General features: G+C 59.3%; 21 protein-coding genes and 1 tRNA gene. 14 read left to right on the top strand and 8 right to left on the bottom strand.

Features of this window, described 5'->3' with window-relative positions; translation table 11 throughout:
- Window positions 1-6: 6 nt before the first annotated feature.
- From pth to ACTRXA_RS08605, 3 genes are all read left to right on the top strand, one after another.
- Window positions 7-576, top strand: coding sequence for an aminoacyl-tRNA hydrolase (pth, locus tag ACTRXA_RS08615; RefSeq protein WP_442426800.1), 570 nt, complete (start codon window positions 7-9; stop codon window positions 574-576).
- Window positions 573-2648, top strand: a complete 2076-nt coding sequence (locus tag ACTRXA_RS08610; protein ID WP_442426799.1) for a sodium-translocating pyrophosphatase — start codon at window positions 573-575, stop codon at window positions 2646-2648. The genes pth and ACTRXA_RS08610 overlap by 4 nt, the downstream gene beginning before the upstream one ends.
- 264 nt (window positions 2649-2912) lie before the next feature.
- Window positions 2913-3725, top strand: coding sequence for a menaquinone biosynthesis protein (locus ACTRXA_RS08605; protein WP_442426798.1), 813 nt, complete (start codon window positions 2913-2915; stop codon window positions 3723-3725).
- A 37-nt stretch (window positions 3726-3762) separates the two neighbouring features.
- Here the strand turns inward: ACTRXA_RS08605 and ACTRXA_RS08600 are convergent, their stop codons facing one another.
- The 3 genes from ACTRXA_RS08600 to hisI are packed head-to-tail and all read right to left on the bottom strand — an operon-like array spanning window position 3763 to window position 6362.
- Window positions 3763-5067 (bottom strand): hypothetical protein, encoded by a 1305-nt coding sequence (locus ACTRXA_RS08600; RefSeq protein WP_442426797.1) that lies wholly within the window; start codon window positions 5065-5067, stop codon window positions 3763-3765.
- 12 nt (window positions 5068-5079) lie between these two features.
- On the bottom strand, window positions 5080-5958 hold the full coding sequence (gene hisG, locus ACTRXA_RS08595; protein WP_442426796.1) for an ATP phosphoribosyltransferase: 879 nt from the start codon (window positions 5956-5958) through the stop codon (window positions 5080-5082).
- 32 nt (window positions 5959-5990) lie between these two features.
- Window positions 5991-6362: a phosphoribosyl-AMP cyclohydrolase gene (hisI, locus tag ACTRXA_RS08590; RefSeq protein WP_005007397.1), complete on the bottom strand. Its 372-nt coding sequence runs from the start codon at window positions 6360-6362 to the stop codon at window positions 5991-5993.
- A 195-nt stretch (window positions 6363-6557) separates the two neighbouring features.
- Between hisI and ACTRXA_RS08585 the strand changes: the two genes are divergently transcribed.
- Genes ACTRXA_RS08585 through ACTRXA_RS08555 form a run of 7 tightly spaced genes read left to right on the top strand, consistent with a single transcriptional unit; the run spans window position 6558 to window position 11622 of the window.
- A complete protein-coding gene (locus ACTRXA_RS08585; RefSeq protein ID WP_442426795.1) occupies window positions 6558-7178 on the top strand; it encodes a hypothetical protein in 621 nt (206 codons plus the stop codon).
- Window positions 7179-7208: 30 nt separating this feature from the next.
- Window positions 7209-7775 (top strand): YqgE/AlgH family protein, encoded by a 567-nt coding sequence (locus ACTRXA_RS08580; protein WP_005007401.1) that lies wholly within the window; start codon window positions 7209-7211, stop codon window positions 7773-7775.
- 10 nt (window positions 7776-7785) lie between these two features.
- Entirely contained in the window at window positions 7786-8739 is a 954-nt protein-coding gene (locus ACTRXA_RS08575; protein ID WP_442426794.1) for an RluA family pseudouridine synthase, read from the top strand.
- A gap of 9 nt (window positions 8740-8748) precedes the next feature.
- Window positions 8749-9804 (top strand): tRNA dihydrouridine synthase, encoded by a 1056-nt coding sequence (locus tag ACTRXA_RS08570; RefSeq protein WP_442426793.1) that lies wholly within the window; start codon window positions 8749-8751, stop codon window positions 9802-9804.
- A 59-nt stretch (window positions 9805-9863) separates the two neighbouring features.
- Window positions 9864-10310 (top strand): cyclic nucleotide-binding domain-containing protein, encoded by a 447-nt coding sequence (locus ACTRXA_RS08565; protein WP_442426792.1) that lies wholly within the window; start codon window positions 9864-9866, stop codon window positions 10308-10310.
- Between the two features lie 41 nt (window positions 10311-10351).
- Window positions 10352-11191, top strand: coding sequence for a TrmH family RNA methyltransferase (locus ACTRXA_RS08560; protein ID WP_442426791.1), 840 nt, complete (start codon window positions 10352-10354; stop codon window positions 11189-11191).
- On the top strand, window positions 11188-11622 hold the full coding sequence (locus ACTRXA_RS08555; RefSeq protein WP_442426790.1) for a DUF2231 domain-containing protein: 435 nt from the start codon (window positions 11188-11190) through the stop codon (window positions 11620-11622). Before ACTRXA_RS08560 ends, ACTRXA_RS08555 begins: the two co-directional genes overlap by 4 nt.
- Here the strand turns inward: ACTRXA_RS08555 and ACTRXA_RS08550 are convergent.
- Together ACTRXA_RS08550 and ACTRXA_RS08545 are read right to left on the bottom strand one after the other, a co-directional pair.
- Window positions 11604-11999: a hypothetical protein gene (locus ACTRXA_RS08550; RefSeq protein WP_442426789.1), complete on the bottom strand. Its 396-nt coding sequence runs from the start codon at window positions 11997-11999 to the stop codon at window positions 11604-11606. The genes ACTRXA_RS08555 and ACTRXA_RS08550 overlap by 19 nt on opposite strands.
- Before the next feature lie 217 nt (window positions 12000-12216).
- On the bottom strand, window positions 12217-12492 hold the full coding sequence (locus ACTRXA_RS08545; protein WP_042250531.1) for a Sec-independent protein translocase subunit TatA/TatB: 276 nt from the start codon (window positions 12490-12492) through the stop codon (window positions 12217-12219).
- Window positions 12493-12708: 216 nt separating this feature from the next.
- Between ACTRXA_RS08545 and ACTRXA_RS08540 the strand changes: the two genes are divergently transcribed.
- The 3 genes from ACTRXA_RS08540 (at window position 12709) to ACTRXA_RS08530 (ending at window position 14942) form a co-directional block, all read left to right on the top strand.
- Window positions 12709-13641: a bifunctional riboflavin kinase/FAD synthetase gene (locus tag ACTRXA_RS08540; protein ID WP_442426788.1), complete on the top strand. Its 933-nt coding sequence runs from the start codon at window positions 12709-12711 to the stop codon at window positions 13639-13641.
- Window positions 13638-14663, top strand: coding sequence for a lysylphosphatidylglycerol synthase transmembrane domain-containing protein (locus ACTRXA_RS08535; protein ID WP_442426787.1), 1026 nt, complete (start codon window positions 13638-13640; stop codon window positions 14661-14663). The genes ACTRXA_RS08540 and ACTRXA_RS08535 overlap by 4 nt, the downstream gene beginning before the upstream one ends.
- 192 nt (window positions 14664-14855) lie before the next feature.
- A tRNA-Leu gene (locus ACTRXA_RS08530) sits at window positions 14856-14942 on the top strand.
- A 44-nt stretch (window positions 14943-14986) separates the two neighbouring features.
- Here ACTRXA_RS08530 and glyQ read toward each other — a convergent pair.
- On the bottom strand, window positions 14987-15883 hold the full coding sequence (gene glyQ, locus ACTRXA_RS08525; protein WP_442426786.1) for a glycine--tRNA ligase subunit alpha: 897 nt from the start codon (window positions 15881-15883) through the stop codon (window positions 14987-14989).
- Between the two features lie 289 nt (window positions 15884-16172).
- On the opposite strand from glyQ, the gene ACTRXA_RS08520 reads away from it, so the two are divergent.
- The gene (locus ACTRXA_RS08520) at window positions 16173-17930 is read left to right on the top strand and encodes a SulP family inorganic anion transporter (protein ID WP_442426785.1); all 1758 of its coding nucleotides are present in this window, start codon (window positions 16173-16175) and stop codon (window positions 17928-17930) included.
- Window positions 17931-18154: 224 nt separating this feature from the next.
- On the opposite strand, the gene ACTRXA_RS08515 is transcribed toward ACTRXA_RS08520, so the two are convergent.
- A complete protein-coding gene (locus ACTRXA_RS08515) occupies window positions 18155-18742 on the bottom strand; it encodes a hypothetical protein (protein ID WP_442426784.1) in 588 nt (195 codons plus the stop codon).
- A gap of 104 nt (window positions 18743-18846) precedes the next feature.
- Window positions 18847-19335 carry a hypothetical protein gene (locus tag ACTRXA_RS08510; RefSeq protein WP_442426783.1) on the bottom strand — a complete coding sequence of 163 codons (489 nt, stop codon included), beginning with the start codon at window positions 19333-19335 and terminating at the stop codon, window positions 18847-18849.
- Window positions 19336-19384: the final 49 nt, after the last annotated feature.

The raw sequence follows: 19384 nt of genomic DNA, 5'->3' as shown, positions 1-19384 counted from the left end.
GACGTTGTGTATCTGATTCTTGGGTTGGGCAACCCCGGGCCGCAGTACGAACTGACGCGGCACAACGTGGGGTTCATGGTGGTGGACAACCTGGCGGAGAAGCACCGCATTCCACTCAACCAGCACAAGCACCGTTCCCTGTACGGACAGGGAAAGATCGAGGGGCGTCAGGTGGTCATCGCCAAACCCATGACCTACATGAACGAAAGCGGCCGTGCCGCACAGGCGCTCCTCAATGCCTGGAACATCCCCCCGGAACGCATGGTCGTTGTTCACGACGACATCGACCTGGTGCTGGGCAAAATCAAACGCAAGTTTCAGGGTGGCGATGCCGGACAAAAAGGCGTTCTGTCCTGCATTGAGCGGTTGGCGACCGACCGCTTCGGCCGCATCCGGGTGGGCATCGGCCGACCCGATAACAAACATGAAATCGTGGATTACGTCCTCTCTCCGTTTTCTGAGGGGGAAATGGAGCCACTCAACCACATGATTGAAGAAGCGGTGGAAAGAGTGGAAGCGATTCTCACGGAAATCGAAACGCAAGCCAATCAAACGACGGAGGAAAATACGGAATGATTCAGGAATATAAAGGGGAGGTTATCTTTGTCGGCCTGTCCCTTCTGCTCTATATCGTGTTCGCGGCGTTTGATGCGTCGTACAATTTTGCTTATCTCGGATTTGTGTTCGGCATCTTCGGCCTGTGGGTTGCGCTTCGCACCTACGAGTATGTGGACGACCAGCCGGAAGGCAATGACAAAATGGTCGAAATCGCCGAATCGATTCACGAGGGGGCGATGGTATTCCTGGGCCGCGAATACAAAATCCTCGCGTATTTTGTGGGCGCGGTGTTCATTGTCCTGACCTTCGTCATCGGTTCCCAGAAGGGTTTCTGGATCGGCATCGGAACGGCAATCGCCTATCTCATCGGCGCGGCGTGTTCCATGGCCGCGGGTTACTTCGGCATGAATGCGGCCACTACCGCCAACGTGCGTACGGCTGCGGCGGCCAATGAGTCCGGCCAGGCCAAAGCGCTCGACATCGCTTTCAACGGCGGCGCGGTCATGGGCCTGTGTGTGGCGAGCCTCGGTCTGCTCGGTGTGGGCGGCCTGTTTGCCCTGTTCGCGCGCGGCGAAGCCGTCAGCGTGATCAGCGGTTTCGCCATGGGCGCCAGCTCGATCGCCCTGTTCGCCCGCGTCGGCGGCGGCATCTACACCAAGATCGCCGACGTCGGTTCCGACCTCGTCGGTAAGGTGGAAGCCGGCATTCCCGAAGACGATCCGCGCAACCCCGGCGTCATCGCCGACAACGTGGGCGACAACGTGGGCGACGTCGCGGGTCTCGGTTCCGACATTTTCGAATCCTATGTCAGTTCCATGATCGCCACCATTGCCATCGCCACCAGCATGTCGGTCATGCGCTTCGAATACATGGCGTTGCCGGTCATCGTCGCCATGGTGGGCCTGATCGCGTCCATCATCGGCATCCGCTCCATCCGCGCCATGACCAGCCTCGACCCGGCGGACGTGTTGCGTTACTCGACGTTCGTCAGCGCCGGCGCGATGCTTTTGGTCTCTCTCATCGTCATCAAGGTCATGGGCCTGCCCACCGGCGTGTTTGTCGCGCTGGCCTTCGGCTGTCTGGCCGGTGTGGCGATCGGGTTGATCACCGAATACTACACGGCGGGCAAACCGGTGGTGAAGATCGCGGAATCCAGTTCGACCGGTGTCGCCACCGTCATGATCACCGGCCTCGCCATCGGTATGGAAAGCTGCGTCGCCCCGATCCTGACCATCGCTCTCGCCATTTTCGTTTCCGCCAGCGCGGCGGGCCTGTACGGCGTGGCCCTCGCCGCGGTCGGCATGCTGGCCACGGTCGGCATCACCATGTCGGTGGACGCGTACGGTCCGGTTGCGGACAATGCGGGCGGCATTTCGGAGATGGCCGGGCTGGGTGAGGAAACCCGCAAAATCACCGATGGCCTCGATGCCCTGGGCAACACCACGGCGGCCATCGGCAAAGGCTTCGCCATCGGTTCGGCGGCCCTGACAGCGCTGGCCCTGTTCACGGCCTACACGCAGGCCGCGGGACTGCAAACCATCAATATCACGGACACCACGGTTGTCATCGGCGTGCTCGTCGGCGGCGCCATTCCGTTCCTCGTAGCGGCGATGACCATGACCTCGGTCGGCCGCGGCGCATTCACCATGGTCGAGGAAATCCGCCGTCAGTTCCGCGAGATTCCGGGCCTGATGGAAGGCACCGGCAAGCCGGACAACGCCCGCTGCATCGACATCAGCACCAAGGCGGCGCTGAAGGAAATGATCGCACCCGGTGTGGTCGCCATCGTCATGCCCATCCTGATCGGTACCATTCTCGGTGCCGAGGCTTTGGGCGGCATGCTGGTTGGCGCCACCCTGACCGGCGTCATGCTGGCCCTGTTCATGGCCAACAGCGGCGGTGCCTGGGACAACGCCAAGAAGTACGTGGAAAGCGGCAACCTGGGCGGCAAGGGTTCCGATGCGCACAAGGCCACCGTGGTCGGCGACACCGTCGGCGACCCGCTGAAAGACACCTCGGGCCCGGCGATGAACATCCTCATCAAGTTGATGTCCATCGTCTCGCTGGTACTCGCGCCGCTGTTCATCTGAGGCGTTATACTTTGATCGACTTCAAACCGGGATGGGTTCGCCCATCCCGGTTTTTTTTCGGACTGCGTCCGAAAGCAGATGGCTAATACCATGTGGGCGAACGATGATCTGAGAGCGCGTTCCAAATACGTTCTATTGCCTTCGCGTCCTACCCGGCGGACTGCGGCCGGAGGCAATGGATTGTTTTGGGAACCGGTGGGAACCTTCTCCCATGGTTCCTTTTACCCTGCCTGGTTTCTTTTTGCCGCCGTTTCCCTCTAAGCCATGTCCTCACCTTTGAAATTCGGGTTCCACGATTTCCTGAACGCGCAACCGCTCCTCGTGCCGCTGGAAGGCACCGCACGGGAAGTGGGCTTCGAGATCGTCAAAGACGTGCCCGCCCGCCTGGCGGACCGCCTGCATGCCGGAGAACTCGATCTCGCCATGATTCCGTCGATCGAGTACCTCAGTCACACCGACCAATACCGCCTCGTTCCCGGCGCCTGCATCGCCTCGCGGGGTGCGGTGGACACGGTGCTTCTGGTCACGCGCGGGGAGATCGAATCGGTGCGCAGGGTGGCGCTCGATGAACGGTCGCGCACGTCGGCAACGCTGCTTCGCATTCTGTTTGAGGATGTGTTCCCGCCGGAGGTGCAGTACTCGCGCACGCACCCGGACCTGGAGCACATGATGCGCACCTGCGACGCGGCCCTGGTGATCGGCGACCAGGGATTCTCCGCCCGCGCCAACAACGAAGGATGGACGGTGATCGACCTCAGCCAGCGCTGGTGGGAGCAGACCGGACGCGCCTTCGTGCATGCGGTGGTGGCGGTGCGGCGCGAAGTGATCCTCACACCCGAAAGGCTCAAGGCCATCGCCGATGCCCCGGCGCAAGGCCGTATCGCGATGGATGCGATCGTGGCGGATCAGGTGGAGAGAACCGGACTCGATGAAAGCGTGGTGCGGGATTACCTGGAGAACAAGATTCTATACACGCTGGGTGAGAAAGAAGTGGCGGGACTCACCCTGTTCCGCGATCTGTGTTTCCAGAAAAAGATCTTGAACGTGCGTCCTGAATTGGAGTGGGCTTCGGTTTAAGCGGGATAGTCTATTCGGGGAACGGGGGTCTGCCGGATCAGAACTTTTCTTTGATGGAATCCCACAATTTTTTCGAACCTTCCTGGACCCACCCCCATGCTTTGGCGGCGGAGTCTTCCACGAAATCAATATAACTCTGCGCTTCTTCACTGCGCTTGGGACCGCGCGGCGTTTCCGGCGGCTGCGTCGGTTCGGGTTGCTGGGAGACTTCCGGTTGCGGCGGCGCTTCGGAGGTCTCGACGGAAGGCGTCGGTTCCGGTTGGGGCTCCGGTTCCTGCATGGTGGTCTCTTCCGCGACCGGTTCTTCTTCCATTTCCGGGGCGGTTTCTTCGACCGAAGTTTCCTCAGCCGAAGATTCGGTGCTTTCTTCCTGCGACAGCTCTTCTTCGGTTTCCGTCATTTCCGGCGCACCGGGCGTGACCTGATCCGTGGGTTCTCCGGAACCGGTTTCGGTTTCCTTCAGGGCGGTCTCTTCCGCTGTTTCTTCCGTTTCTACGGGGGTGGTTTCTTCAGCGGCCGCTTCGCCCGGTTTTTCCACCGGCGTCTCTTCATCCGCGACCGGCTCTTCCGCGGAAGCTTCCTCCGTTTCCCCGGCAGGCGTTTCTTCCGCAGGCTCCTCTTGCGGTGGCTTCACCACTTCCCCCGCCACCGGTTCCAGTTCTCCTTCCGCACCGGGCACTTCTTCCGTGGATTGCAGTTGGATGGTGCCGATGCGCACGCCCTCTTTCAGCTGATCGACTTCCCTTTGCAACGCCTCCAGAGCGGCGCGCTGGGCTTCGTTGTTTTCGTCGATCCGCGATTGTGTATCCTCGATGCGCGCTTGCGTCTCCTCAAACCGGGCGATCAACTGTTCCAATTGCGCCGCGTTTTTCTGGGGCAGTTGATTGACCAGCTCCCGAAGTTTCTGGATGTCTTGTCCCAGTTGGTTGGACTGCTGGTTGAGGGAGGCGAGCGATCCCTGGTGGCCGCGAAGCATGAGGAATCCCTTCCATCCGAAATACCCGCCCGCGGCGAGGATCAGCAGGAGCACGAACCAGATCTTGCCCGTGCCTTTGGATTTGGCTTTTTGGGGAGGAGTGTCCTCGGGTTTGGTTTCTTCCCCCGAAGGAGTGTCTTGGGATTCCGCCTTGGAGGATTCCCCTTCAGGCGCGTCACCGGAATCGGTGAAAGGATCTTCGCTTTCCGGTTTTTCGCTGTCGGAGGCGGTTGTGTTGGCAACTTCGTTTTCACCCGCGGGTTCCACGGGCGGAGAGTCCGCCTGGCCCTCAGGCACCTCCGGCGGTTGGGACCGGGATTCCGTGGATTCGGAATCCGCTTCCTGTCGTTCTTCGTCCCTGGCCAATGGATTTCCGGTTCAGTGGATGATTTTGTTGAGCGGGAACTCGACGATGTCTTCCGCCCCCGCCTTTTTGAGATCCGGCACGATCTCGCGCACCAGTTTTTCTTCCAGGATGACCATCAGGTCGGCCCAGGCGTCGTCGGTCAGGCTGGAGATGGTCGGCTTGGTGTTGGGAGGCAGGATTTTCATGATCGCCTCCATCGATTTGCGCGGCACGTTCATCATGATGCCGACCTTGCGGTTGGCGGCCATCGCGCCTTTCAGCATCAGCACGATGCGCTCCACCTTGGTGCGCTTCCATTCGTCCTTGAAGGAATTCTTGTTCATGATGAACTTGGTGTTCGACTCCATGATGGTGTCGATGATGCGCAGGTTGTTGGCGCGGAGCGAACTGCCGGTCTCGGTGATTTCAACGATGGCGTCGGCGAGTTTCGGCGGTTTGACTTCCGTCGCGCCCCAGGAAAACTCGACCGAGGCGGTGACGCCGTGCTGTTTCAGGTAATCGACGGTCATGTTGACCGCTTCGGTGGCGATGCGTTTGCCCTGCAGGTCCTTGACATTGTTGATGGGAGAATCGTTGGGCACGGCGATCACCCAGCGCACCGGCCGGTCCGATGTTTTCGAGTACACGAGGTCGGCGATCTCCTCGACCTCGACGCGGTTTTCCTGCACCCAGTCCTTGCCCGTCAGGCCCGCGTCCAGCACGCCGTCAGCGACGTAGCGCGCGATTTCCTGCGCGCGGATCAGCAGGCACTCGATTTCATCGTCATCGATGGTGGGGTAGTAGGAACGGCTGCTGAATTTGATTTTCCACCCGGCTTTTTCAAATAGGGCGGCGGTGGCGTCCTGCAGACTGCCCTTGGGGATTCCCAGTTTCAATACGTTTCCACTCATTCACTTTCCTGTGGTTGATAAGGTTGCGGTTCTTACTTTTTATAAACTTTGTCGGGGTCGAAGACTTTTTCCTCGACAGTGGTCAGCTCGCCGTTCAGCTTGCGGAAGAAACAGCTCTGGTAACCCTTGTGGCAGGCGGCCTCGCCGACCTGCTCCACCTTCAAAAGGACGGTGTCGTCGTCGCAGTCGATGAACACTTCCTTCACCTTCTGCACGTTTCCGCTTTCTTCGCCCTTCATCCACTGTTTGTCGCGGGAGCGGCTGTAGAACCAGGCGTTGCCGGTTTCCAGCGTTTTCTCCCAGGCAATCTGGTTCATGTAGGCGAGCATCAGAACTTTGCCGGATTTGGCATCCTGAATGATGGCGGGCACAAGACCGCCCATCTTGTCAAAATCAAGCTTCATTGAGGGACTCCCGGTAAAACAGCGAATTGTAAATAATATTGATTTTCTGTCAACATTATAATAGCCTGTCGAGGTACTAAACCGACAATTTTAAAGGCTTTGTGGATTCGGGATCGTTTCCGTCCAATGTATAGGCATTGGGGTCTTAAATCAAGGTTTATAGTTTGAAATGATGAATTTTCAGGTCGAGGGAACATGCCTTCACTAAGTGGATACCGCATTTACGACACGGCGGAACCGTGCAACTACACCGGCCAGAAACTGATCGACGCCATGAACAAGGTGGTGAGCGACAAGTTGAGCGAGGATGGCCGGGAACTCAACCTGTTCGGCTGTTGCGTCGGCGTCAACGGCATCAAGGTGATCGCCGAGGACCCGCGCATCGTCAAGATCAAGCGCCTCAACCTGGGTGGCAACAAGATCGGAGATGCGGGCGCGCATTTCGTTTCCGAGTGCGAGGCGTTTTCCAAGGTCAACTGGGTCGAGTTCGGCGGCAACGAGCTCGGCGCCAACGGCATCCGCGCCATCGTCAAATCGAAAGTGTTCCAGAAGCTGAGGACGCTCAACCTCTACCGCAACTACCTGCGCGACGAGGGCGCAAAAGTGCTGGCGGAGGAAAACGAGCTGGAACGGCTGGAGGAACTGGATCTCGCGCAGAACGAGATCGGCGATGTGGGCCTGATCGCGCTGGCCAATTCCACCAAACTGCCGAGCCTGGTGTCCATTGCCATGGACAACAACTTCACCACCATCGAAGGGCGCGAGGCCGCGCGTAATGGGCCGTTGTTCCGCAAGTGCCAGTCCGTAAACCTGTAACCGAACGCTCATTCCCGTTCAGGTGAATTCATGTCCGAAGACGCTTACGGCAAGGGCACCTTCCTGATCGCCAACCCGGTACTGGGCGACCCCAATTTCTCCCGCACGGTGGTCCTGTTGTGCGATCACAATGAGGAAGGCTCGTTCGGCCTGGTGGTCAACCGCAAGGCGGGGCTCATGGCTTCTGAACTGTTCCAGAAAGCGGAATTTCTGACCGGCTACGACAACGAAGTGTTCGTCGGCGGCCCGGTGGCGCAGTCGCAGGTGTTTTACCTGGTGCGTTCGGAACTTCCACTGGAGGGGCTCGATCCCATCTGCGACAACATCCACCTCGGCATGAGCTGGGAACCGCTGGAGAAGGTGTACCGTCAACTGGAAAACCCGGCGGAGAACCTGCGCTTCTACATCGGTTACTCCGGCTGGGGAAGCGGCCAGCTGGCCGGGGAAATGGAACACCGCAGCTGGTTGACCTGCGACGCGAAAAACGACCATATTTTCGGTGACCCCGAAAGCAACATATGGGGCCGGGTGGTGAAGTCGCTCGGCAAGGAATATGAATACCTGCTGAGAGCGCCGGTGGACCCGCGCATGAACTGAGGGACCGCCCATGCCCTCCCTGTCTCCCTCCGCTCCCAAAACTCGAAACCCGATGAACCGCCTGCACACGCCGCCGCCACAGGAGCAGATCTACGCCTGCCACCTGCCGGGCCGCTACATCGGTTACACCATCGAAGCGTATTTCTGCGACCGCTTTCCGTACTTCGGGCGTGAGGAATGGGAGCGGCGCATCGTGAAAGGCCGCATCACGGTCAACGGCCTGCCGGTGGCACTGGGCACGCGGCTCAAGGAACACGACTACATCGTCACCAACATGGGCGTGCGTACGGAACCGCCCGCCGACCGCAAGCTGGAAGTGGTTTATGAAGACGCGCATCTGCGCGCGTTCAACAAGGGGGCGCCGCTGCCCGTACATCCCAGCGGCCGTTATTTTCAGAACAGCATGACCGAGCTGTTGCGCCAACGGTATCCCGACGAAGTGCCGCGCCCGGTGCAACGGCTGGACGCCACCACCACCGGGCTCGTGCTGTTTGCCAAAACGCGCGGAGCGGCGTATAAACTGTCTCAGGAGTTCACCCAAAACCGTGTGCACAAGGAATACCTGGCGCTGGTGGCGGGGGAGCCGAAGTCGCCGCGTTTCGTGGTGGACCTGCCGGTGGGCAAGGTGGTGGGCTCGGCCCGCGGCGTGGGACCGGACATCCGGAACCCCAAGGCTGCGGTCACGGTGTTCGAATGCCTGGCGGTGAAGGAAGGCGTGTCGCTGATCCGTGCGGTGCCCCACACCGGGCGCACCAACCAGATCCGCGTTCACCTGGCGAGTGTGGGCCTGCCGATTCTGAATGACGGGGTGTACGGCAAAAAAATCGAGGGCTCGTACGAGTACGGCCTGCACGCGTATCGGCTGGTTTTCAACGGACCGGACCGGGCGATGGAACTCACCGCGCCCTGGCCGGAGCATTTCTCCCCGCTCATCGGTCACAGTGTGCTGGCGAAGGAAACGTAAGAATAAATAATGAACGCACCGAAGCAAAATCCGACGACGTTGGCCGCTGCGGAAACCGCGTATACGCTGATCAAGCGGATGCGCAATCCGTACTGGATGGCGCCGATGTCCGGCATCACCGACCTCTGCTACCGTCACCTGATGGATGAGATGGGCGCGGGTGTGCTGATCTCGGAGCTGGTGTCGGCGAAGGGACTGGTTTACAGCTCGGAACGCACGGCGAAGATGATCCGCGTCCACGAAAACCCCGGCACCCTGGTGGGAATTCAGTTGTTCGGCGAGGATGCCGACGACTACGTCCGCGTCGCGCCGCAGGTGAAGGATCAGGGAGCGGACTTCATCGACATCAACCTCGGGTGCCCGGTGAAGAAGGTGGTGAAGAAAGGATGCGGGTCGGCGCTGATGCGCGATCCGGAAAAGCTGTTTGTTTTTCTCCAGCACATCCGCACCAACATCGACCTGCCGCTCACAGTGAAGATGAGGACGGGATGGAGTCATGAAGAGCTCACCATCCATGAATGCGTGGACGCCGCAAAGCAGGCCGGGTGCCAGTGGGTGGCCATCCACGGACGCACGCGCCAGCAGGGGTACAGCGGGCAGGCCGACTGGGAGTTGATTGCCGACGTCAAACGCAACACCGGTATCCCCATCATCGGCAACGGCGACATCCGCAGTGCCGACCGCGCCCGGCAATTGCTCGAGGAAAGCGGCGTCGATGCGGTGATGATCGGCCGCGGGGCTTTGCGCGATCCGTGGATTTTCAAAGAATGCACAGGTGAGTTGGGAGACACGTTGTCGCCGACGCCGATCGAGCTGCTGCACCGTTTTCACGAAATGCTGGAGCCGGTGTACGACATGCGCCGGACGTTGTTGTACCTGCGCAAGCTGGCGGTGTGGATGGCGTACGGCTATCCCGGGGCCGCGGCGTTTCGCGGTATGATGTTTTCACTGCCCACGGTGCGCCAGGTGTTGACGGAGGGCGAGATCTTTTTTCGTAAAGTGGCGCACCTGCCCAGGCCGAAGTTCGACGAGGCGGAGGCTTTCATGATGGGGGGGCACGGTTAAAAATGGACCTGCCGAGTCTTGGTCATTGAGTTGCAGGTCATCATGGGGGAGGGGTGACGATGGATCAGGCGAACCTGCAACACTGGGTGGAGGCAAACAACTTTTTCCAGTTCATGGATTCGGAAGAGCGGGCGCACCTGTACTCGTTCAAGGACCACTGGAAATTCGTGAAACCTGGCGAGTGTGTGGTGCGTGTCGGTGAGACGGATTACGGCTTCTTCGTCATCGTCAAGGGCACGTTCAGCGTCATCAAGCCGGAAGACATTTTTCTCGCGCACCTGAACCCCGGCGACCTGTTCGGTGAAGTCAGCCTCAAATCGCGCCGCAAACGTTACAGCAACGTGGTGGCGGACGATGAGGGTATCGTGTTCAAGGTCGATGACATCCTGTTAAAAAAAATCAGCCCGGCACTTCATTTGAAAATCAAGAACCAGGTGATTGAAGTGTTGATCCGCCGGCTGGACGACATGAACCAGCGGCTGGTCAAGCTCACCCGCATGCGCTGACCGGCAGGCGGCGTCCATTTTCTTTTTTTGAGGTTCCATCCGTGACCGCCCGCAACCCCTCCACTCCACGCGATCAAAACCCGCGCCGCAAAACGCCGCCGAAAAAAAAGCACATTCCCGTCAAGGAACGCGAATGGACCCTGTGCGGCTGGAACGCCTGCATGCGCGCGTTCGAGGAACGGCCGGAGGACCTGCTTCGCCTGTACTATCACAAGGACCGCTCGAAGGCGTTGTACCGCGTCAAACAGTGGTGCGCGAAACGCAAACTGCCGTATCGCGAACTGGACGACGACTCGCTGAACCGCGCTGCGGGCGGTGTGCATCACGAGGGGGTGGTGATGGTCACGCGCCCGCTTCATGCGCTCTCCCTCTACAAACTGCTGGAGAAGCCGGTGCACCACGACTGGATCGGCGTCGCCTTCGACGGCGTGGCCAACACCCACAATGTCGGTGCGGTGCTTCGTTCGTGCGGCTACTTCGGGGTGCGCGGGGTTCTGCTGGACAAGGAACAACGACAGGTGGCAGTGGCTTCCTCCACGGCGCGCACGGCGGAAGGCGCACTGGAAGTGGTGCCGGTGTACGACTGCGCCGACCTCGCCTCCGGCCTGCGCGATCTCAAGGGCAAAGGCGTGTTTGTGCTGGGCACCGACCCGGAGGCGAAGGAATCCCTCTACGAGGCCGACATTCCATTTCCCTGTGTGCTGGTGCTGGGCGGCGAACGCGAGGGGTTGTCGAAACGCGTGCGCGGGCGTTGCGACCGGGTGGTGCGCATTCCCGGCGAAGATACGATTCAATCGCTCAACGTGTCGGTGGCGGCGGGGGTGGTGCTGGGCGAACTGTTCCGCCGCCTGCACGCCCCTCCCAATTCTTCATCATCATGAACTTCGCGCTGGTGCATCCTTTGATCGTGCATTTCCCTGTGGCCCTGCTCACCAGCGGGAGCGTTCTGGAGTTGTACGGCCGCCTGCAGAAGGAACCGGTGGCGGAGCGCGCCGGGCGCTTCAACGTGCAGTTCGGGTTCTGGGCGTTGCTTGTCGCGGTGGCGGTGGGTTTGCTGGGACTGCTTGACCTGGAAGTGCAGGACAAATTCCGCTCGTTTTTAAGCTCACACATCCTGTTCGCTTTCACCACGGCGAGCGTGTACGCCCTGGGCATGGTCTGCTACCGCTTCCGTTCCAGAGCCTGGGCGGACGGTTTGTATCTGTTGTTATTGGCGGTGGGACTGTGCACCACGCTGGCGACGGGTTACTACGGCGGCGAACTGGTGCACCGATTCGGCCTGCCTTCGGGCGATCAGCCGCTGGTGGAGTGAAACACCAGCAGGTAGCCGCTGTAGGCGGTGGCGCCCATCAGAAGCACGTTGGCGATGTAAAAAAAGAAAGCGTTGCGCGACAAGGCGTTGGTGTAGGCGTAAATGGTGCAGATGATGGTGACAATGACGAAGGCGAAGGAATAGCCCTGGTGGCCTTCGACTTCCACCACCGGCCACTGGCCGAGGTCCACGGCGAACAGGCCGGAGAAGATCGCCATCACCCCCATCAACAACGCGGCGCTGAAGTTGAACGCGGCGGCCTGCACCATCTGTGTGTCGTTGCGCCGTTTGGCGAACCCCATCATGAGCAGTCCGGCCGCAGCCAGTGCCACCGGAAAATGCGACAAAAATGGATGGAGTGAAGGTGTGCTCAGCATAAACGGCCCGGATGGGGGGCGTGGCCCGCGGCAAATTGGCGACTGCCCGGTGGTTGTGCCGATGGTCCGGGAGCGCAATCCAAATACACTCCGTTTGCGTCACGTCCAACGTGGCATGGACCGCGTCCGATGCAACCGGCTGCTAATTAATGAGCGAGCGACGGCCTGAAAAGCGTTTCCAGGTACACACTGTTGGCTCCGCGGCCAGCGCGGGAGATCAGTTGTCGTTGGGCCGGATGTCGGTATCCAGGTTGACGTCGACGTCCACCTTGGTGGCGGCGGAGACTTCCTGTTCCAACTCCTGCATGTTGGCCGTTTGCTTGACGGTTTCGGTTTCGTCCAGCACTTCCTGCTTGAGTTCATTAAAGGTGCGCTGAAATTCGCCCCAGCCTTTACCGATGGCCTTGGCGAGACGGGGCAGGTTGGCCGGTCCAATGATGAACATGCCGATGCCCATGAGAATCATGATCTCAAAAAAACCGATATCGAACATAAGGGTTTCCAAAAAAAAGGATTCTGGTATGATTCGATCTTATCAGACTCCGTGGGGGGCGGCAAGAAAAGACAATCGGGCTTGCCCGTGGCCGCCGGACCCGGAATTTGACACACCCCCGGGACTTGGCTAACCTGTACCCATTCCTTCCCAGACTGGGAACCGGTGGCTCCGAATCCAGCCGATGCGCAATCCGAATCACCCGAAACGCCTTTCATGAAAATCACTCGAGGGACCAAGCACTTCAAAGGCCCGTTGCCGCACCCGGTGGTGGCGCTGGGCAACTTTGACGGGGTGCACCTGGGGCATCAGCTCATTTTCCGCAGGGTGGCGGAAATCGCCAGGGAGAAACAGGGGGCGGCGATGGTGTTCACCTTCGAGCCGCACCCTTTAAAAATCCTCGCGCCGGAAAAAGCGCCGCCGCTCCTCACCACCTTCCGCCAGAAGATGGAGTTGATCGAGCAATGCGGCATCGACGAGGTGGTGTGCGCCGATTTCACACAGCAGTTCGCCGACCAGCGTCCCCGCGACTTCGCCAAGGACATCCTGGTGGACCTGCTGGGGTCGAAGGAGATCGTGGTCGGCTACGACTACGCTTTTGGCCGCGGGCGCGAAGGCACGCTGACGTACCTGCAGAAAATGGGAGAGGAGTTCGGCTTCGCCGTGCACGTGATCGAGGAGATCCGCATCAACGGCCAGCGGGTGAGCAGTTCCCACGTGCGGGAATTGATCGAGGACGGGCAGGTGGAGGAAGCACGGCAGTTCCTTGGCCGTTACTATTCCATCCACGGTCCGGTGGTGCACGGCTACAAAACCGGCCAGCGCATCGGTTTTCCGACGGCGAACCTCGACACCAGCAAGGTGCAGATTCCCGGCACCGGCGTCTATGCCGTTCGCATCATCCACAATCAGAAAGAGTATGACGGCGCGGCCAACATCGGATTCAATCCGACGTTCCACCGCGACCGGCTGAGCGTCGAAGTGCACATCTTCGATTTTCACCAGGAGATCTACGGCATCGACCTCGAAGTCCAGTTCATCGCGCGCATCCGCGGCGAAAAGGAATTCGCCAATGCGGAAGAGCTTGTGATGCAGATCGAAAAAGACATCGAAACCGTCAAATCCATTCTCGCCAGGCACACGTTTTGAAACGATCCGGTCAACTGATCATCGGCATGCTGGTGGCCGTTGCGGCGGTGTATTACACCGTGCGCAACGTCTCGATGCAGGAGTTGCTCGACTCCTTCGCCAACGTGCATTACGGCTACCTGGCCATCTCCGCGTTGATGATGATCCTCACCTATGTCGCGCGGGCCGTGCGCTGGCGCGTTCTGCTCACTCCGGTGAAGGAAGTGCGGACCATCGAACTGGGCTCGCCGCTGATGGTGGGTTTCATGGCGGGCGTCCTGCCGGCACGCGCCGGGGAATTGATCCGGGCTTTTTTGCTGGGCAAGAAGTTGAACATGTCGTTCGCCAGCGCGCTGGCTACCATCGTTGTCGAGCGCCTGTTCGACATGGTTCTGCTTCTCATGTTGTTTGCGTGGCTGCTGGTGTTCCATGCCGACATGCTGGGCGCGAACATCGCCTGGTCGGGTATCCCCGTTCAGACCCTGGCCTTCCAGTTCGGGCTGGCGAGCGTGGTGCTGGTGGTGGGGCTGGTGGTGTTTATTTACCTGTTGATCTACCACGAAGAGCGCGCCATGAAACTGGTGCACTGGTTCATGAAACCGTTTCCGGAAACATTCCAGTACAAGATCGTGCAGATGGCGGAAACGTTCAGCCAGGGGTTGCATGTGGTCAAGAGCCTTCGCTCCCTGATGTGGGTGTTCGTGGCGACGGCGGCGGTGTGGGCGCTGGTCATCCTGCAGTATTACCCTCTTTACTTCGCCTACGACCTGAATGAAAAAACGCTCGCTTCCACCATCCTGCTCACGGTGATGATCTGCATCTTCATCACCATCCTGCCGACGCCCGCGTTTCTGGGGTCGCTGAACGCCGGGGTCCTGATTGCGCTCCACGAAATCATGAACGAGCCGGAGGTGGCGGCGGTGAGTTTCGGCTTCGTCGCCTGGGGGCTCAACTTCATCGTGGTCATGGTGGGGGGCATCTATTTCATCCTGCACGACCACATCTCCGTCAAGAACCTCGTCGAAATGGAAGAAGAAGTCTAGCGGGCGTGGCCCGGACTGCGTCCGGAGGCAGATGGCTGATGCCCTGCGGGCCAACGAGGGTCCGTGGGCGCGGACAGCGTCCGAAGCAGGGGCCTGCGCCGGTTGCAGACTCCTTGGCGACCGCTTCCGGCAGTGAAATTAGCATTCCATTTCCCAGGGCGTTATGCTATTTTACCTGCTCAAAATGAACATGCCGAAGTGGTGGAATTGGTAGACACGCATGATTCAGGATCATGTGGGGGCGACCCCGTGGAGGTTCAAATCCTCTCTTCGGCACCATCTTGCTCTGCCCACCGGGCCGGATCCTCTCCGGTCCGGTTTTTTTATGCCTTGGAGGGGATGGAGGCCTCCGCCCCGCGCAAAAGGGGGAATCCCATTTCCTCGCGCTGGCGCACGTAACCTTCCGCGCACAGGCGGGCAAGTTTCCTCACGCGGCCGATGAACCCCGTGCGCTCGGTGACGCTGATGGCGCCGCGCGCGTCGAGCAGGTTGAAAGTGTGCGAACACTTGAGGGTGTAGTCGTAGGCGGGCAGAACCAGGTCCTGCTCCAGCAGCGCCCGCGCTTCCGCCTCGTACATGTCGAACCACTGGAACAGGCGTTCCTTGCTCGATGCTTCAAAGTTGTAGCGCGAAAACTGTTTTTCCGTTTCCAGGTGGATGTCGCCGTAGGTGAACGCGTCGTTCCACTGCAGGTCGTATACGTTGTCGATGTTCTGCAGGTACATGGTGATCCGTTCCAGCCCGTAGGTCAGCTCCACCGTCACCGGTTCGAGGTCGAGGCTCCCCACCTGCTGGAAGTAAGTGAACTGCGTGATCTCCATGCCGTCCAGCCACACCTCCCATCCCAGTCCCCACGCACCCAGGGTCGGCGACTCCCAGTCGTCCTCGACGAAGCGGATGTCGTGTTGCAGGGGATCGATCCCCAGCGCGCGCAGGCTTCCGAGATACTGTTCCTGCACGTCTTCCGGCGAGGGTTTCAGGATGACCTGGTACTGGTAGTAGTGTTGCAGGCGGTTGGGGTTTTCGCCGTAGCGTCCGTCGGTCGGCCGCCGCGATGGCTCCACGTACGCCGCGCGGAACGGTTCCGGCCCCAGCACGCGGAAGAAGGTGGCGGGATTGAACGTGCCCGCACCGGCCTCGGTGTCGTAGGGTTGATGCAGGACACAGCCTCGGGAGGTCCAGTATTCGTTCAACTTCATGATGACGTTTTGAAAATGCATGGTCCGGTATTTAGCAGAGAACGAATAATCAAGTCAAATATTTAAATGCACTCCGGCCTGACTGTTCTGGCGTTCAGGACGGGGCTGTCTCCTCGCAAAAGCTGACCCACTTTCAAAAACCAACGAAGCCCCACTCGAATAAATTCAATCCGTCATTCGAAGCAATTCCCCCTGTATTTTGCAGTTTTGAGGATATTTTAAAATCGCTTTCTTATATAGAGTAACCAGCATGGAACACATCGGGGTTTCCGGCCGAAGGGGAACCGGGTGAGGCAGGGAACCTCCAAAGATGGGTGAGACGGATATGAAGGCTAATGGAACAGAGATGGAATTCAAGCAGGAAGCCGGGTCTTTTAAGGAACAATTGAAGGGGTTTTTTCAGAGTAAAACGCAGAATTTACGAGGCGACATATTCGGCGGCATCACTGCAGGCGTAGTGACGCTTCCCCTTGCGCTGGCGTTTGGTGTGCAATCGGGTCTGGGTGCGACCGCGGGATTGTACTGCGCCATCGCGCTGGGGCTGCTCTCCGCCGCGTTCGGCGGCACGCAGACCCTGATCAGCACCCCGACCGGACCGATGACCGTCGTCAGCGCGCTCATCATCGCCCGGGTGATCGACCAGACCGGAAGCCTGGCAGCCGGGCTGGGATTGATCATCGCCATTTTCATGCTGGCGGGGCTGATCCAGATCCTGCTCGGTGTCTTTCGCATCGGCAGTTTCATTCAATACATGCCCTATCCGGTGATCTCCGGCTTCATGACCGGCATCGGGGTCATCCTCATCATTGTCGAGTTGTTCCCGTTCATGGGTCTGGAGTCGCCCAAGAACGTGCTGCTGGTGCTCAGCCAGTTTCCCGGCGCCATTCCCGACGCGAACTTGGCGGCGGTGGCCCTGGCCACCATGACCATGGCCATCATTTACCTGTTCCCGCGGGTGACCCAGTCGGTGCCCAGCACCCTGGTGGCCTTGATTGTCGGGACCCTGGCCACGGCGCTGATGGGATGGTCCGTGCCGATCATCGGCGATATCCCGCAGGGCCTGCCCTCGCTCAAACTGGACGAACTGACCGGCATCAATGCATCGCATCTGTCGATGATCTTCATTCCCGCGTTGACACTGGCCGGGCTGGGAGCGATCGATTCCCTGCTCACTTCCGTCATCGCCGACACCAAAACCCGCACCCAGCACGACAGCAACCGCGAATTGATCGGCCAGGGTTGCGGCAACATGCTGTCCGGCGCGCTGGGCGGCATCGTCGGGGCGGGCACCACCATGTCCACCCTGGTCAATATCAACACCGGCGGACGCACCAACCTGTCCGGCATGATCTCGGCGGGATTTCTTATGATGGTGCTCCTGGGGCTCGGGGCCTATGCCCAGTACATCCCGATCCCGGTGCTCGCCGGCATCCTGATGACGGTGGGCCTGGACATCATCGATTACAAGGGACTCAAGCATTTGGCCGCCATGCCGCGCTCGGCCTCCTTCGTGCTTGTGACCGTGTTCCTGCTCACCGTTTTCGTGGACCTGATCGAAGCGGTGGCGGTGGGCATGGGCATCTCCTGCGTGGTGTTCATGAAAACCATGAGCGACCTGGGCCGCAAACAGACGTCACTGGCGCCGCTCAATGACCTGAAACTGAATTTCAACGGAAACGGGGACGGCAGGCATTTTCATTCGCTGGCGGAGGTATCCGAGCAGGTGTACATCAAAACGGTGACAGGCCCCATCTTTTTCGGCTTCGCACGAACATTGACGCAAAAAATCCGCGGCCTCAAAAACACGCGTTGCGTGATCCTGGATATGGACCGCGTTCCCTACATCGACCAGACCGGCCTGTTCGCCATGGAGGACATGGTGCGCGAGTTGAACGACCAGAACATCGAAGTGTTGATGGCGGGCGCCCAAAACCAGCCGCTGGAGATGATGAAGAAAATGAAAATGGTGCCCAACGTGATCTCGCCGGAAAACGTGTTCCCCAGTACGTACGATTGTCTGCATTCACTCGGACAAAGATTGACCCCCGCGTCGGATCATGCCCGGTGATCCCAGGGCGGCTCCGCAAGGGGCCGTTATCCCGGCCCTCTCCTCCTGCATCGCGTCATGTCAGCCACAGGCTCCTCGTGGAGCCTGGAAGAGGGGACCGGGGGTCATTTATTTATCCAGACGGTTCGGCAGTTCTTCTTCTCCCTCACAAAAGCGTCCTCAGGAAGAATTGCCGAACCCCCCCCCACCAAGGGACCGCCAAACCGGCGGTTCCTTTCATGGACTCATTCCAAATCGCTGTAATCCCGCCGCACTTTCTCGATGTGCTCGCGGTAGCTGTTGCCGTCGCCATAGTCCAGAAAGAATTTGTACCGGTTGTGCAGGTCCTTGACCTTGCGCGCGTGCTTGATGGGGCACCAGTGCTGTTCGGTGCGCGCCGCGATTTCCCGCGCATAGGCCACGAGCCCGTTGAAGTAACCGCAGTACATGCAGTTGATTTTTTCGATGCCGTTCAGGTAGCGCAGGTAGTGACGGTCGATGACGATGTAGTCCGACCGCTTCACCTTGGGTATGCCGTACACCGGAAAACAGATGGCCTGGTAAACGGACACCATCAAGTCCATAAAAATGGCCGGAAATATGAGAGAGTAAATGACCGGTGCGGTGACCACCGACATGATGCGCGCGTCGTGAAGGTAGCGGTAAATGGTTTTCATCAACAGCTTGTGCTGTTGGCGAACCTGTTGTTCGAAATACACGCGTTTGCGCTTGATGTGGTAATAGAACTTTTCCTGCCGGGTTTCGATTTCCTGCTGGAGTTGTCCTTCGAGTTCCTTGATCTTGTTCAGTATGTTCTGAATGGTGTCTTCCATGATCGATCTCGCGCGTTCACAGGTTGATGAGATACTTTCAAGGTATCACACTTCAGGGCGTGCGGATTCAGGCAAGGTAAGGGGTTGCGATAAAGGAAGCGGGACTAGAAGATGGCGAGGGAAGTGGGTTTCAGCAACAGCCGCTCCACCTGGAACGACATGCCCATGGATTCACCGTTTTTCTGTTTGAGGAATGCTTTCTGTATTGCCATGCCCTGGATGTCGGTCAGGCGAAGCAGGTTGTCCTTTGCGAAAAATCGGCCCTTCACGACGCGTTGAATTTTCATCGTCGCTTCCGTCATCTCCATCCGAGGGATGGTATCCTGCATGGGCTGACCGCGATTGAGGAAGGTGCCTTCCAGCTTGCCCTGTGGCCCCTTGGGGCACTGGATGTCGATCCGGCCGCGCTGGGAGGTGAATTTTTGAATGTCCCTGGAGCTGAATTCGAGGATTTGCAGAAACGGGTCGAGCGGCACCGAGCCGCTTCCCTGCGCCGCCACGCGGCAGATATTCTTGATGAGCGTTGCCGCGTTTTTGCGGTTGCGCCCTTCAAGCGACCACTCGAGGATGGCCTCCGATCCGAACAGGACCATGGATATTCCCGGATAAGGCTTTTAAAATTGAAAAGCGGAACCGCGCCCC

Origin of the sequence: Nitrospina sp. P1_D6 (assembly GCF_052156615.1) — a bacterium.
Taxonomy (GTDB): domain Bacteria; phylum Nitrospinota; class Nitrospinia; order Nitrospinales; family Nitrospinaceae; genus Nitrospina.
Note: the sequence above shows the minus strand (reverse complement) of the source record. Positions and strands in the feature narration are given on the sequence as shown.